Annotated in this window: 14 protein-coding genes; 9 read left to right on the top strand and 5 right to left on the bottom strand. The window is 40.8% G+C overall.

Annotated elements, in window-relative coordinates; all coding sequences use genetic code 11:
* Window positions 1-21 precede the first annotated feature (21 nt).
* Together gcvH and gcvT are read right to left on the bottom strand one after the other, a co-directional pair.
* A complete protein-coding gene (gene gcvH / locus I8748_RS02135) occupies window positions 22-417 on the bottom strand; it encodes a glycine cleavage system protein GcvH (RefSeq protein ID WP_198123023.1) in 396 nt (131 codons plus the stop codon).
* 155 nt (window positions 418-572) lie between these two features.
* Entirely contained in the window at window positions 573-1,703 is a 1,131-nt protein-coding gene (gene gcvT / locus I8748_RS02130) for a glycine cleavage system aminomethyltransferase GcvT (RefSeq protein WP_198123022.1), read from the bottom strand.
* Window positions 1,704-1,850: 147 nt separating this feature from the next.
* On the opposite strand from gcvT, the gene I8748_RS02125 reads away from it, so the two are divergent.
* The 3 genes from I8748_RS02125 (at window position 1,851) to ilvC (ending at window position 4,710) form a co-directional block, all read left to right on the top strand.
* Window positions 1,851-2,345, top strand: a complete 495-nt coding sequence (locus I8748_RS02125; RefSeq protein ID WP_198123021.1) for a pentapeptide repeat-containing protein — start codon at window positions 1,851-1,853, stop codon at window positions 2,343-2,345.
* A gap of 259 nt (window positions 2,346-2,604) precedes the next feature.
* A complete protein-coding gene (locus tag I8748_RS02120) occupies window positions 2,605-3,480 on the top strand; it encodes an aldo/keto reductase (RefSeq protein ID WP_198123020.1) in 876 nt (291 codons plus the stop codon).
* Window positions 3,481-3,714: 234 nt separating this feature from the next.
* On the top strand, window positions 3,715-4,710 hold the full coding sequence (gene ilvC, locus I8748_RS02115) for a ketol-acid reductoisomerase (RefSeq protein WP_096552132.1): 996 nt from the start codon (window positions 3,715-3,717) through the stop codon (window positions 4,708-4,710).
* A gap of 384 nt (window positions 4,711-5,094) precedes the next feature.
* Here ilvC and I8748_RS02110 read toward each other — a convergent pair whose 3' ends face one another.
* Together I8748_RS02110 and I8748_RS02105 are read right to left on the bottom strand one after the other, a co-directional pair.
* Window positions 5,095-6,078, bottom strand: coding sequence for a hypothetical protein (locus I8748_RS02110; protein ID WP_214662385.1), 984 nt, complete (start codon window positions 6,076-6,078; stop codon window positions 5,095-5,097).
* A gap of 175 nt (window positions 6,079-6,253) precedes the next feature.
* Window positions 6,254-7,915: a SpoIID/LytB domain-containing protein gene (locus tag I8748_RS02105; protein ID WP_198123193.1), complete on the bottom strand. Its 1,662-nt coding sequence runs from the start codon at window positions 7,913-7,915 to the stop codon at window positions 6,254-6,256.
* Between the two features lie 115 nt (window positions 7,916-8,030).
* Between I8748_RS02105 and I8748_RS02100 the strand changes: the two genes are divergently transcribed.
* The 6 genes from I8748_RS02100 to I8748_RS02075 all read left to right on the top strand — a co-directional run bounded on the left by I8748_RS02100 (window position 8,031) and on the right by I8748_RS02075 (window position 14,410).
* Complete coding sequence (locus I8748_RS02100) at window positions 8,031-8,294, top strand: ParB N-terminal domain-containing protein (protein ID WP_096552136.1); 264 nt, start codon at window positions 8,031-8,033, stop codon at window positions 8,292-8,294.
* A gap of 90 nt (window positions 8,295-8,384) precedes the next feature.
* A complete protein-coding gene (locus tag I8748_RS02095) occupies window positions 8,385-8,876 on the top strand; it encodes a Dps family protein (RefSeq protein ID WP_096552138.1) in 492 nt (163 codons plus the stop codon).
* A gap of 171 nt (window positions 8,877-9,047) precedes the next feature.
* Complete coding sequence (gene grpE, locus I8748_RS02090; RefSeq protein WP_198123018.1) at window positions 9,048-9,710, top strand: nucleotide exchange factor GrpE; 663 nt, start codon at window positions 9,048-9,050, stop codon at window positions 9,708-9,710.
* Between the two features lie 248 nt (window positions 9,711-9,958).
* Window positions 9,959-12,985 carry a PAS domain S-box protein gene (locus I8748_RS02085; protein WP_198123017.1) on the top strand — a complete coding sequence of 1,009 codons (3,027 nt, stop codon included), beginning with the start codon at window positions 9,959-9,961 and terminating at the stop codon, window positions 12,983-12,985.
* On the top strand, window positions 12,982-13,350 hold the full coding sequence (locus tag I8748_RS02080; protein ID WP_198123016.1) for a sensor histidine kinase: 369 nt from the start codon (window positions 12,982-12,984) through the stop codon (window positions 13,348-13,350). Before I8748_RS02085 ends, I8748_RS02080 begins: the two co-directional genes overlap by 4 nt.
* A gap of 727 nt (window positions 13,351-14,077) precedes the next feature.
* On the top strand, window positions 14,078-14,410 hold the full coding sequence (locus I8748_RS02075) for an STAS domain-containing protein (RefSeq protein ID WP_198123192.1): 333 nt from the start codon (window positions 14,078-14,080) through the stop codon (window positions 14,408-14,410).
* On the opposite strand, the gene I8748_RS02070 is transcribed toward I8748_RS02075, so the two are convergent.
* Window positions 14,411-15,547: a PP2C family protein-serine/threonine phosphatase gene (locus tag I8748_RS02070; RefSeq protein WP_198123015.1), complete on the bottom strand. Its 1,137-nt coding sequence runs from the start codon at window positions 15,545-15,547 to the stop codon at window positions 14,411-14,413.
* Between the last annotated feature and the right edge of the window lie 113 nt (window positions 15,548-15,660).

Here is a 15,660-nt window from a genome sequence, read left to right as displayed (position 1 = left end):
CCCCTGCTCCCTATCCCCCCATCACTCCCCCTGTCCCTCTACCAGGGCGCTATACTGATCAGCGGTCAATGCATCATTCAATTCATCAGGGTTATTAACGCGTACTTTCAATAACCAGCCTTCTCCGTAGGGGTCTTCTGACACTACTTCGGGTTCATCATTTAAAACATCATTACGCTCTACCACTGTACCTGTTACTGGTGAATTTAACTCTCCAACGGCTTTCACTGATTCAATTGTGCCAAATTCGTCACCCTTCTCAACAGCAGTGCCAACCTTTGGCAATAATTCTACAAAGACGATTTCACCTAATTCCTTTACGGCAAAAGAAGTAATGCCAATGGTAGCAATGTCACCATCTAACCACACGTATTCATGAGTATCCAAGTATCGGAAATCACTAGGATAATTAGCCATATAACTTACCCTCCCATATTACAAAAATTGTTGTCCCAACAGTAATGCTCGTCATATTTGATCATGAGCTTTACTGTAGATTGAGTAGTTTACAACACATTATTCCTTAAAAGCTGCAAAGCATGAAGTAGAAAGTGTGAAGTATGGTATTTCAGTTAAGCTTTAGTTTTTGACTGATAAAAGGGACGTTTAACTACAACTGCTGGGTAAGTTTTACCGCGAATTTCTACTTCTAACTCTTGACCAACTTTTGCTAGCTTGGTAGGAACGTAAGCTAAAGCAATGGGATAACCAAGTGTAGGAGAGATAGTACCACTAGTTACTTCTCCGATGACTTTACCACCTGATAAAACTTGGTAGCCATGACGGGCTATGTTACGTCCTTGCATTTGTAAACCTACTAGCCGACGCTGTACTTTAGTGGCTTTTTGTTGTTTCAAAACTGCCCGCCCAATAAAATCACCTTTGGTATCGAGGTGAACCAGCCACCCCAAACCTGCTTCTAAGGGAGTTGTATTATCGTCAATATCTTGCCCGTAAAGTGCCATTGCAGCTTCTAGGCGTAAAGTGTCTCTTGCACCGAGTCCGCAAGGGATGACACCAGCTTTATAAAGATTTTGCCACAACTGTACCCCCACATCTGGATCTACCATCACCTCAAAACCATCTTCCCCGGTATAACCTGTGCGGGCTATAAAGCCAGGTTTACCGAGTACCGTTGCTTCTAAGTGCCCAAATGCTTTGATTGGTTGTAAATCTTCTTGTACAAAGGGCTGGAGATAGGTGATGGCTTTTGGCCCTTGTACAGCGATTAAAACTTTTTCTGGTGAAAGGTCTTGGAATTGCACTTCATCCAGGTCAAGGTGCTGTAACAACCATGCTTTGTCTTTACCTGTGGTTGCCGCATTGACAATGATCAATGCCCGTTGTGTATCAGTGGTGTCTTCACCTTGATAATAGACAATGATATCGTCAATGATTCCCCCTTGCGGATTTAACAATACTGTGTATTGCGCTTGACCTGGTTGCAACCGATTCAAGTCTGAAGGAACTAGACTCTGGAGTTGAGAAATCAAGTTTTTCCCCTGGAGAGTAAATTTACCCATGTGGGAAATATCAAACATTCCGGCTGTATTTCTTACAGCTTCGTGTTCGCGGGTAATGCCACTAAATTGCACAGGCATTTCCCAACCGCCAAAGCTGGTTAGTCGTGCTTTGAGTTCTACACCCAGCTGATATAAAGGAGTTCGCGCCAAAGTTTGAGCGATGTCTTCAGTATTAGTCACAGGAATTTTTGCGATCGCACCTCAACATCTATAATCCTACGGGATGATCAACAAAGCATGAAGGCTCAAACCATGACTTAACACTTCACACTTCATCCTCTATACTTCGTTAATGATATAAGTGTTGAGATTTGTTAAGAAAAGATTATGAAGTATTGGCAACTACTAGCTAGCTTTGTCCTAGCTATGGTTCTTTTTTTGTTTCCCCTATCGGCACAAGCCGCTAGTTCTTCTAGTATCACCCGTTCAGCTGGCGAGGAACTCAAGGGTAAAGATTACTCTGGTCAAAGTTTAGTTGGCATTGAATTTACCAATTTGGATTTAGAGAATGCTAACTTTAGCAATGCTGATTTACGTGGCGGCGTGTTTAACGGCACAGTGTTGGAGGGGGTAAATCTGCATGGCGCAGATTTTAGTGAAGGCATAGCTTACTTAGCCAAGTTTAAGGGGGCTGATTTGAGTGATGCAGTGTTCACAGATGCAATGATGTTGCGATCGACTTTTGATAATGTTGACATCACCGGCGCTGATTTCACCAACGCAGTTTTAGATGGCGTGCAGGTGAAAAAACTCTGCACTAAAGCGAGTGGTGTGAATTCTAAAACTGGTGTAGATACTCGTCAGTCTTTAGGATGTAAGTGAAGGGGAATGGTGATTGGTGACTAGGGACTGGTGACTAGGGATTAGGTAAGGTTTTCCCAGTACCCAATCCCCAATTACCAATTACCAATTACCAATTACCAATTACCAATTACCAATTACCAATTACCAATTACCAATTACCAATTACCAATCCCCAATCCCCAATCCCCAATCCCCAACCCTATCCGTAGATGAATTGTCAAAACCTGCTTAACCCGCTAATACATAAGTAATGGCACTACAAACCAGGGTTATAAGCATGGAAACCAAACAGCTAGGAAAAACGGGTGTCTTTGTGAGTGCAATTGGCTTGGGTGGAATGCCGATGTCAATTTATAATCGCCCTCCCGAATCACAATCAATTTCAGTTATTCATCGGGCGTTGGATTTGGGTGTTACGTTCATTGACACCGCTGACTCCTACTGCAAAGATGAATCAGACAAACACCACAATGAACGCCTGATACACCAAGCACTTGCCAGTTACAAAGGTGATGTTAGCCATGTGGTTGTAGCTACTAAAGGCGGTTTGATGCGTCCAGATGGCAATTGGACACGCAATGGCAACCCCGAACATTTACATCAAACAATTCGCGTCAGCTTTGAGGCTTTAGGTGGCAATAAACCCATTGATGTTTGGCAATATCACTCACCCGATCCAAACTACACCATTGAAGAATCCCTAGCACCAGTCAAAGAAGCAGTAGAAGCTGGTTTGATTCGGTTCGTAGGAGTTTCTAACTTTTCAGTGGAACAAATTAAGCGGGCGCGGGATGTAGTGGATATTGTCTCAGTGCAAAATCAATACAGCCCTTGGGAACGACAGCCAGAAACTGACGGTGTGTTAATGTATTGCGAACACGAAGGATTGACCTTTTTGCCTTGGAGTCCCTTTGGTGGTAGTCGTCGCCATCAAAATTTACAAGATATTCCTGCGATCGCAACTTTAGCTAAAGAAAAAGGCGTATCAGTTTACAATATAGTCCTAGCCTGGTTGCGTTCCAAGTCGCCTACTATTTTGCCCATTCCTGGTGCTAGCCAAATTTCCAGCATTGAAGATTCAGTGCGTGCAATCAATGTGAAACTATCCCAAGAAGAAGTACAAAGAATTGATCGAGCAACATCAACAAGGTAGGAGTTAGGAGTTAGGAGTTAGGAGTTAGGAGTTAGGAGTTAGGAGTTAGGAGTTAGGAGTTAGGAGTTAGGAGTTAGGAGTTAGGAGTTAGGAGTTAGGAGTTAGGAGTTAGGAGTTAGGAGTTAGTTTTTATTCTCCTTGTCCCCCCATCTCCCTCATCACGGTTCCTCAATTTGGGGTACAATCAAAAGCCTGCCAATAAATCATGATGCTTGCTGACAGGAGATATTTCTTATGGCCCGGATGTACTACGACGAAGATGGCAATTTAGACCTTTTTGCAGGAAAAACCATTGCAATTATCGGCTATGGTTCCCAAGGTCATGCTCATGCCCTCAATTTAAAAGATAGTGGTTTGGATGTAATTGTAGGTCTGTATCCGGGCAGCAAGTCAGCAGAAAAAGCCCAAGCAGCTGGGTTAACTGTGAAAAATGTCGCAGATGCGGCTAATGCTGCTGACTTTATCATGATTTTGTTGCCTGATGAAGTGCAAAAAACAGTTTACAAAAACGAAATTGAACCAAATCTGGAAGAAGGCAATGTGTTAGCCTTTGCTCACGGGTTTAATATTCACTTTGGGCAAGTTGTACCGCCTGCTAACGTAGATGTGGTGATGGTAGCACCCAAAGGCCCAGGACATCTAGTGCGGCGGACTTATGAACAAGGCCAAGGTGTACCAGCACTGTTTGCAGTTTATCAAGATGCCAGTGGTCAGGCACGCGATCGCGCAATGGCATATGCTAAAGGTATTGGTGGTACTCGTGCTGGTATTCTTGAAACTACTTTCCGCGAAGAAACTGAAACTGATTTGTTTGGCGAACAAGCAGTATTGTGTGGTGGTTTGAGTGCCTTAATCAAAGCTGGATTTGAAACTTTAGTAGAAGCTGGTTATCAACCAGAATTAGCTTATTTTGAATGTCTGCATGAAGTCAAATTGATTGTTGATTTGGTTGTAGAAGGTGGTTTAGCTAAAATGCGCGACAGCATTTCCAATACCGCCGAGTATGGTGATTACACTCGTGGCCCTCGAATTGTCACTGACCAAACCAAAGCAGAAATGCGGAAGATTCTCAGCGAAATTCAAACTGGACAATTTGCACGAGAATTTGTTCTGGAAAATCAATCTGGTAAACCTGGCTTTACCGCATTGCGTCGCCAAGAAGCAGAACACAAAATTGAAGAAGTTGGTAAAGAGTTACGTGCTATGTTTAGCTGGTTGAAGAAAGCTTAGTACAATTTTTGTTTTAATATTTCAGATTGTAGAGACGTGAAATTTCACGTCTTTTTCATTTTGGAAGTTTTTGGCTGACAAAATATAGTAGTCGAAGCATAGGTTAGAACAGTCTTGATTACTCATACCAATTCTGTATAAAGATGCGCCATATAGTAAGAAACGAACCACAAAGAACACATAGACGCGTTAGCGGCTTCCCGCAGGGTAGAACGCAAAGAAAGAAACAAAGAAGAAGTAAAAGAAATTTGGCGCAGTCTTACAAACAAATGGTATCAAAACCTTGAAGCAACTAGGTTTCTACTCAGCAATCAGCACTTTGCTATACTATGTCGGCGTGCATAGCGCAGTAAATTATTTAACTTCCCTAAAAGGTGGTAGTTTTTACTGTCCGACTTTCTTCAGTTCTATTCTAGCGTTTTCGATAGCTGGGATAATCACTTCAAATTCTTCTGTTTTCTCGTTGACTTTACCTTCTGCTTTAAATGCATAGACTGGTTGTAAAAAAGGCTGATCATCAATTGAACCAGAGTCTTCCCAGTATTTAATTTTCACATCCTTTATCAAAGCATTTTTGAGTTTAGGATTATCAGTTGTAACTGTTCCTTTCTTCTGTTTTGCTTCCTTGAAAGCTTGGTCTACAGTTTTTAGTGGTTGTTTTCCAGCGTCCTCAATCTCTTTATAGAATTTCGATACACCAACGACTTCACCTTGATTTCCTACATCTACAATAATTCGAGAAACTCCATATACTGGTTGACCTGCAATATATCGATAAAAGTAAGCGCTTTTTCCTATAACCTTTGGAGTTTGAGACAAGTTACTTAGTTCTTCAGTAACAGCAGTAACAGTTTGGAATTGAAAGTCAGGTGGTAACCATCCGTTAGTCTTTAAATACTCGGTTGCTATACGAGAAACCTCTGCATCAGAAGGAATATTATTAGCTCCTGTAGATTGGAAAATTTTGGAATCATCTCTGTATTTCCAAGTTCCTGTTTGAGTATTTAACAACAGCCGCTTTGTTCCTTCGTTTAGCAAAAGAAGCGAATCACCTTTGTGATCAGGTCTGTCATTGTCAGATTTCGGCTGACCCTTCATTCCAAATTTAGATGATAAAGAGCGGAAGTCTTGTTCTGAAATCTGTTTTGAAACGAACTTATAAACTGTTGCTTCTTTCGGTAGATTAGAGATAACTTGCTCTGGTATTGCCAGTTCATAGGTAACTGAAAGTTCTACTCTTTTGGGTTGAGCGAGTATGAGTGCGGGGATCTTGGAATCAAATTTACGATATGGAGAACCATAACTAATAGTACAAGCGCCTAATATGATTGTTAAAACAGTCATTTTTAACAGTATTCTTAATTTCATTAGTGCTAAAGTTCCTCTTTTGTCATCAGATGAAGCCCTTGATACATATTATTAATTTTATTTTCATTAACCGTAAGCAAGGTCGCACCTCGTCTGTTGAGAACGAGGCTGAGTAATAACACTAGCAATCTTGCAAGTATTATTACTCAGCCTATAACTTCACCTCGCCCATCGTCTAGAACTTGATTTCTTTGCTGAGAATTTTAATTTGAGTGTCTGGATAGTAAAATTGAAGAATTTTCGGACTTGACCAACCTAACTTGGCTAAATTTTGAGCGCCAGTTTGACTTAAGCCGACTCCATGTCCGAGTCCTCCACCAATAAAAGCATATCCCCACAGCTTGGATTGGCCTCTGTTGATAGGTTCTATGTAAAAAAGCGTACTCACGGGAGCAGCAAAGGCACTACGAACTTCGTCTTTATATAAAGTAAAAGTGCCGATATCTGTTTTGACAGCGAATTCGAGAATACGTCCGCTGGTACTTCTTTTAACAACAGCCATCGCTTGAATAGTCTTGAATTTAGCATATGGGCTATTTTTCACTCGCAAAAATTTCTGCAAGTCTTTAGTAATATCCTCTAGGCTAGTTTCTTTGTACCAACGAAACATGTCCCAGCTGCTCTCATTAAATCCTTGCTGCATAGTGATAAACTTTTGGAAGTTCTTTTCGTCTGCTAGACTCTGCTGAGATAAGTTCCAAAAATTAGTAGGAGCATCAATTACTGGGCGCAAATAAGGACGATCTTCACCATTCCAAATATCACTAAAGGAAGCGGTGACACCGCCAGTAGTAGAAGAATACAAAGCATCTACTAGCTCATTGTTATAAGTTAGTACCATACTCCTAGTGGCCGCGATCGCCTGGTCTGTTTTCTTAGTTGTGCCACTCAGTCCGTTATAAACTTGACAGTGAGTATCAGCACATAACTGATAGTTATCGGTAGCAAATCTACGTAAGTTTCTCAAGGCATAAGTCCGGGCGATAACTGCCTGGGCTTCCATGGCCGCCTTTGGCGCATTTGTGCCAATTTCATAAGGCACAACTCCGCGCAAATAAGTTTCTAGAGGTACTTGGTTAACTAGAGTGTACGTCCCGTAGGCGTTGGGCTGTAAATTTAACTGTCCGGCGTAAAGCTGAGCATTCTCTGGTTTGTCAGTTTTATTCACTCTAATTAAGTTTTTATCAGTGGTAATCTCTAAGGAATTCAAGTTGTAGCGCTTGCCATTCACAATCCAATTAACTTGCGGTATTTCCTTACGAATTTTTGTATCAATATATGTCGTTTCTTGATTAACAGTTTGTACACTTTGGAATAGCAAACGCCGCAGCAAGGGAGTATTGTAAACGTCCCGTTTTGCCCAAACTTGCCAGCGTTCTGGCTGGGCTATTTCCACCTCTATCCCCTGAGAACGCCATTTATTAGCACTATCTTCAGCTGTTTCAAAGGTACGGTAAGTACCTAAAACTACAACTTCTTCAATTACAGGTCTCGGTAAAGCTTGCATTACTGTTTCCAGCTTTACGGGATTTTGCGTAAACAGGGTCTGCTGTTTATTACCTACTTTGAATTTTAATCTTAGGCGATCGCCTTTTGTGGGTTCTAGTTGCAGCTTGGCTTTTGGCTTCTCTCCAAATCGCTGCACAATCCCAATTTTTAGTTCTACATCAATATTACTCTCTGGCCCCGATGCGGCTGTCAGACCCAACAAACAAAATGTCGTTAGCACAGAGTAAGAAAAACGCCAAAGAGAAAATTTCATGACCTGATTTTGCCCCTTAATGCGGCGATGGGGCGGATTTTCCAGTTGCTTTGTAACGTAGTGGTTTTGTCGCATGAGCGCTCCAATGATACCATTACCGATTTTGCGAGCCAAATTAGTTGCAAAACGAAGTCATTATGACTATGATTTATATATAGAGATAAAACAGAACTAGTTGGGTCAAATCCTTATGGTGAGAGTCCAAGAAATTCCATTAAATCAAATTCAGCGGCCGTTGCCCCGTGCCAACGATCCCAATAAGGTAGAAGCCTTAATGGAATCAATTGCTGCCATTGGGCAGCAAGAACCCATTGATGTCCTAGAGGTAGATGGACGGTACTATGGCTTTTCTGGTTGCCATCGGTATGAAGCTTGCCAGCGTTTAGGCAAAGAAACGATTTTAGCCAGAGTCCGCAAGGCTCCCCGCAGCGTTTTGAAGATGCACTTGGCATAGAAAATAGGGAATGGGGCATGGGGAATTGGGCATGGTCAAAGTTACTAATGCCTAACACTCAAATACATATAACCTAATTAGGAGAAAAATATGTCATCTCAGGGAACAGTTAAAAATGTAAATATTGGTATAGACGAAGCAAGTAGGGCAAAAATCGCCGAGGGGCTATCTCGCCTATTGGCTGACACCTACACACTGTACCTGAAAACTCATAATTTCCATTGGAATGTTACAGGGCCAATGTTTCAAACGCTGCATTTGATGTTTGAGACTCAGTATACAGAACTAGCCTTAGCAGTTGATTTAATAGCCGAAAGAATTAGAGCGCTTGGCTATCCTGCACCAGGAACCTACAGCGAATATGCCAAGCTGAGTTCGATTCCAGAAACTCCGGGAGTTCCTAAAGCTACAGAAATGATCCGCTTACTGGTGGAAGGACAAGAAGCTGTAGTGCGAACTGCACGGTCAATCTTTCCTGTTGTGGAAGAAGTTAACGACGAACCTACAGCTGATCTGTTAACTCAGCGGATGCAAGTACACGAAAAAACAGCTTGGATGTTGAGAAGTTTGCTGGAAGAATAGGAATTGGGGACTGGGGACTAGGGACTGGGGACTAGGGACTAGGGACTGGGGACTAGGGAGTGGGAAAGAATTTAGTTCATTAAAGAATGTTTTTCTTCCTAATCCCCAGTACCCGATACCCAATACCCAGTACCCAATACCCAATGCCCAATACCCAATCCCCAGTACCCAATGTCCAATAATCATTTCACCAAAAAGTTGCAAAATTTAATGCAACAAGTGGGTATTTCTAGTTTCAAAGCGCTGAGTCGTGCTGCTGGCGTCTCAGAGCGTCAGATTTTGCGACTGCGACAGGGAAAGTTAGAGCAGATGCGGTTGGATGTGCTGCTCAAACTGTCGCCAGTGCTAAAAGTGCCATTGAGTGAATTAGTAGCAACTTTCTCGCCAGTAGATTTGGTAAAAGAGAAAGCAGCAACCACTCAGGAATTGTTACAAGAGATTGCAGATTTAAAAATAGAGTACCAGCGATCGCTACTTGAGATAGAACAACAGCGAGAGATATTGTTGCAACAGTTCCAGCATTCAAGTTTACAAATGTTGGAATCTTTGTTGTTGCAATGGCCCACAGCAGCCCAAAAAGCCCAGGAAAATCCGCAATTAGCAGCGGTGAAAATAGTGCCGTTGGTACAAAAACCCTTAGAAAAATTGTTACAAGCTTGGGGAATCGAAGCGATCGCATCGGTAGGAGAAGAAACATCATATGATCCCCAGTTGCACGAATTGATGAAAGGAACTGCACAACCAGGTGAAACGGTGAAAGTACGTTACACTGGCTACCTTCAAGGTAACAAACTGCTTTACAGAGCCAAAGTCAGCCCTGTGGGAGAAAGTTAGGAGTTAGGAGTTAGGAGTTGGGAGTGAAAAATTATCCCCCTCATCTCCTCCATCTCCCCCATCTCCCTCATCTTTCCCATCTCCCCTGCTCATTTGTAAGTTTTGCTATCACCTGTTGAGTAATCCCAGACATTGGGAATACTAAAACAACAGAGGCAATAGCCTCAGAAAATTTCCACGCAAAGAGTGATAGTACATCTTACCTCCAGGCATCGGAGGTTAAAACGCTTACAAACAGGACTTCGGGCATGTACAAGGGCAGCAAAACAAATGAGTCCCCTCATGAGTTATGGGAAATTCCAAGCAATTTTCCACTGAAAAATCAGCACGAAAGTTTTTCTATAGCTGTTGTACTACAATTGCTCAACAGCACGGATGACCCGATTTTTGTCAAAGACCGCCAACACCGCTGGGTATTACTCAATGATGCCTTCTGTAAATTTTTAGGGTGTAGCCGAGAAGAACTGATTGGTAAGTCAGATTATGACTTCTTGCCGAAAGCAGAAGCTGATATTTATTGGGAAAAAGATGAACTTGTTTTTCTTACAGGTATTACCCATGAAAATGAGGAATCTTTTACCGATATTCAGGGAGTGTCGCGCTTTATTTCTATCAAAAAATGTTTGTTTGCAGATGATGCAGGTAATAAGTTTTTATTTGGTAGTATTCGAGACTTAACACAATATAAGCAGCTAGAAACAGAACTGTACCAAGCAAAACAGCTACTACAAGTGGTGATAAATAATATTCCTCAAGGAATTTTTTGGAAAGACTGTAATTTAGTTTATGGGGGCTGCAACCAAAAGTGTGCCCATGACGCATGTCTGGATTCTCCAGATCATATCGTTGGGTTGAATGATTACGAGCTGCCTTGGGCAAAGGAAGAATCTGATTGGTATCGAGAATGCGATCGCCATGTGATGGAATCAGGTATACCACAAAATCACATCATAGAAAGAATACAGAAGCATGATGGCGAGTACTATTGGTTAGATGCCAATAAAATTCCACTGCGCGATGCCCAAGGTAATGTAGTAGGTATCCTTGGGACTTACGAAGACATCACAGAGCGCAAACTCACTGAGGAAGCATTACGTCAAAGCGAGACAAAATTGCAGAAGCTATCGGCAAATGTGCCAGGAATGCTTTATCAGTTGATACTGCATCCCGATGGTTCGCTTTCGTGCCCTTATGTGAATTCTGGTTCTTACGAGATTTATGAGTTAACACCACAACAGATTCAAGCTGATCCCAACTTGATTATTACAATTGTCCACCCAGATGAACTTGAAAATTTTGAACAATCCGTCGCTATTTGTACTCAAACCTTAGAACCTTGGCAGTGGGAAGGGCGAATTGTTTTGCATACTGGACAAGTCAAATGGGTACAGGCTGCATCTCGCTTAGAACAACAAGCTAATGGCGATATTCTTTGGGATGGTCTAGTAATGGATATCACCCGCATTAAGCAGGCAGAGTCAGCACTCCAGCAAGCTTATGGGGAACTGGAAAGACGGGTAGAGAAGCGAACTCAAGAACTGGCACGAAGTAACGAGGCACTACAGGCTGAGATTGCCGAACGGCAACAAGCAGAAGCAGAATTGAGGTCTTCTCAGCAAAGACTAGCTCTTTTGATTCAACAAACACCAGTAGGTGTAATTGAATGGAATGTTAACTTTGAGATTCAAGAATGGAATCCGGCAGCAGAAAGAATTTTTGGATACAGCAAAACAGAAGCTCTCGGTCGTCATTTTGCGTTTTTAGTTCCTGAGGCTGCTAGAGAAAAGGTCAAGCAGGTAACGGTTGCTATTTTAAAGCAAAAAGGTGGAACACTGAGTGTCAAACAAAACCTGACAAAAGACGATAGAACAATTATCTGCGAGTGGCATAACAGCCCTTTGATAGCTATGAATGGCGAGGTGATTGGTGTAGCATCAATGGTGCTTGATATTACCGAACGCAAGCAAGCGGAGCAGAGCCTGATGCTTTACAAGCAAGCTGTAGAATGCTCAAGTGATGCCATTGCTATAGCGGATGCAACAGGGAATCATATCTATCAGAATCAGGCATTTTGCAAATTGTACGAATGCGAAACGGTAGAAGACTTTATCAAATTTGGTGGTGTCTTTGGCAGTTTTACTAATTCAGCAGTTGCTCAAGAGATACAGCAGGCTACGATTTCAGGTAATTCCTGGATAGGTGAAGCTCAACAACAATCTCGTGGTGGTCGGATTATGCATACCTTCGTCAGGTCATATGCTCTCAAAGACTCCACAGGTCAAAAAATTGGTTTAGTTGGTGCGATTACCGATATTACAGAGGCGAAACGGGCAGAAGCTCAACTGCTAGAAAAAGAGCAATTTTTACGCAGTGTTTACGATGGATCTGAAAATCCTATATTTGTTGTGGATGTTTTGGAAGATGGTGATTTTTGCTTTTCGGGTTGGAATCCTGCTACAGAGACTTTAACTAGTATTAAAAGCGTCAATGTAATTGGTAAAAATCCAGAGGATATAGTTGGTGAGATAGAAGGTAAAGCATTTCGTCAGAGATATGTACAATGCGTAGAGATAGGTATGCCGATGACCTACGAAGAGTGCCTGGTTTTCCGAGGTGAAGAAAATTGGTTCCTAACTACAATTAATCCACTCAAAAATCATGAAGGTAGAATTTATCGTTTGGTGGGAACTACGTACAATATAACTGAGCGTAAACGAGCAGAAGCTCAGCTAAAGCAGCAAAAAGAAGATTTAGAAATAGCACTCAAAGAACTCCAACAAACTCAAATGCAGCTTGTCCAAAGTGAGAAAATGTCAGGTTTGGGACAACTGGTGGCAGGTATTGCCCATGAAATCAACAATCCTGTGAACTTTATCTACGGAAATATCGTCCATGCTAATAACTATACCCAAAACCTACTGGAATTCGTGCAACTCTACCAGCAACACTATCCCGATCCCATAGTTCAAATTCAGGATTTAGTACAAGAAATAGACTTAGAATTCCTGATTGAGGACTTGCCTCGACTGCTCAATTCTATGAAAGTTGGGGCACGGCGCATTCAAGAGATTGTACTATCTCTACGCACTTTCTCTCGTATGGATGAAGCCGATATGAAAGAGGTTGATATTCATGAGGGCATCAACAGCACGTTGATGATTCTAGAACATCGCATTAAAGCTACACCTAACCGTTGTGCCATTGAAGTTATCAAAGAATACGGCAACTTGCCCTTGGTGGAATGTTACCCTGGGCAGCTTACCAAGTATTTATGAATATTTTGGCAAATGCGATCGATGCTTTGGAAGAGAGACTGGGGAAAGATGTCTCCCAGTCCCTAATCCCCAATACCCATCGCCCCTTAACCTCGATTCCCCAGATTCGCATTCGTACACAACTTCTCAAGCCAAATCAAGTAACAATTGCTATTGCTGATAACGGGTCGGGAATACCAGAGGTAGCCAAAAAGCGGGTGTTTGAACCTTTCTTTACTACTAAGCCTATTGGCAAGGGTACTGGTATGGGGCTGTATATTAGTTACCAGATTATTTCTCAAAAGCACGGTGGCTCTTTGGAATGTATTTCTCAACTAGGAAGTAGCACTGAGTTTGTGATTACTATTCCCCTTCGCCAAGAGTAAATAACAGGGTTTTCTTATTTCCTATGTTGTAGGTAGAATTTAGAACAAATTAGATAACCCTGCTACTATCAGCTTGTGTTGGGTAACCCCAAAGTTTTATCTTACTTTTAAGTTTTACCAGATTTTATATGCTTAATAAGCTGTTAATAACTTTCTTTTAGATTATTTATTCCTCCAAAATCGGTAAATTTATTGTCTATTTGCTGATCTACAATTAGTTTTAATAAAAGTATTTTGATGCAACGGATACAAAAATTACCTATGATAATGAGTTATATTTATTTACAGTAGTAATTATTTAGATTTTTTATTAGAAAAGTTAACCTAGTCAATATTTTAAAATTAAAAAAAATGACTAATGTTTGGGTTTCATTAATTAAAACTAATGCTTAACAAATAAAAATATGATTTTTTATCATAAGTGTATATTTATAAAATAAAAATATTTATGACTACAAACCTTGTATTAATAAATTCCTCATTAATGTTTACAATACCACAATTTATCTCAAGAAAAGAGGAGCTATCAGCTAGCTGTTAATAACTCTCATTTGACTAAAATCAAGTCCCAAATACATGGCTATATATCATTAGGATTTATTATGAATCACTAAACATTAAATAACTCATAGCTCTTATTTTGTTAGCTTTTTTAAAGCCTGACTATTAGTATATAATACTAGCAAAATCGACACCTTCTATTCCAAAAACTTGGTCGCAAATTATGATGAATCAGGAATTGAAAGTTAAAGTTATTAAGCTCAGCGGTATTGTCAACACCACCAATTCACAAGAATTGCGAGAAAATATAACTAATCTTCTAGAAAGCGGTGCAAAAACTGTGCTAGTTGATTGTCAAGATGTAACGTTTATGGATAGTTCTGCTCTGGGTGCTTTGGTATTAGCATTCAAAACATTACGGGCGGCAGATACTAAGCTGGTTCTCTGCTCGATTAATGAACAAGTGAGAATATTATTTGAACTGACTGGTATGGATAAAGTATTTGAAATATTTCCTAATCAAGATAAGTTTAATGAGGTTGCACTATCCAAAAATTAATTAAAAAAATTTAATTTGTAGGATTGATAGATCATCATCAAAGGCCTCTTTGGAGTTCAAGGCAATCAGGTAATTCAATATCTGATCTAGTTGGTAATCAACAGTATGTTGTAAGCTAACAAGTATATGAATAAAAGCATCTAAACTCCAAAGTGTGCCATCTGATTTAGTAATTTCGTAGACACCATCACTAAAAATATAAAGACTGCTATATTTTTCCACATGGCAAAAAGCATCAACATATTTTGCCTCTGGAAACATGCCAACTGGCATACCGGGAGTTCTCAAGAGTTGAACTTGAGTATTTTTTTGAGATGTGCCAGAAACCAATATTGCTGGTGGATGACCTGCACTTGCGTAAATTAACTGCTGGTTGATTCGGTTATAAACTCCGTACCAGATAGTAAAGTATTTATCATTTTGATAATTCATCTGGAAGGTTTCATTCAAAGCTTTGAGTACATCACTGGGTTGATAGTAATTCAAACTTTTGAGGGCGCGGGAACGTAGCAGATTCAGCACTGAAATAGAGGGAAGAGTAGCTTTGAGTCCATGTCCAGCAGTATCTAATAAATAGACTGCTAGATAATTATCATCTAGCCAATAGTAATCAAAACAATCGCCACCGAGTTGGCGCGAGGGAATAAATCGGGAATCGACCTCGAAGGGTTCAGTGAGAGGTAAAGGTAGAAGCGATCGCACGTATTCTGCTGCTTCTGCTAGTTCTGCTTCTAAAAGTAATTTTTGAGTCTGCAAATCCCGACTCAATTGATGTAGGCGTAATCCGGCTCTCACTCTTGCTTTGAGTTCATTTTGCTCGATTGGTTTGGTGATAAAATCATCAGCACCAGCATCTAGCCCTTTGACGCGATCGGCGACCGAATCCAAAGATGTCAATAAAATAAAGAACGTTGTGGATAAATTGGGATCTGTTTTAATCCGATTACAGACTTCTAATCCATTCAAACCCGGCATTATCCAATCGCATATAATCAGTGCGGGACGCCAAGCTATTGCTTGTGCAATTCCTTCCTCTCCGTTACTGGCAGCAACTACTTCATAACCCTGCTTTTCCAACATCCTTTTCAGGAATATTTGTATTGAAACGTCATCATCAATTACTAGTATTTGAAACATGTAAAATTATGGTATGATTGAATAAAAAAACTAATTGTAAAAAAAAGAAATAATCAAAATATGCTAACAGGGAATGGATAAATAGGATGACTATAGTCATACTACTTACTCAT

Origin of the sequence: Amazonocrinis nigriterrae CENA67 (assembly GCF_016056305.1) — a bacterium.
Lineage (GTDB): Bacteria > Cyanobacteriota > Cyanobacteriia > Cyanobacteriales > Nostocaceae > Amazonocrinis > Amazonocrinis nigriterrae.
The sequence above is the reverse complement of the archived record's forward strand: the minus strand, read 5'-3'. Positions and strand labels throughout refer to the sequence as shown.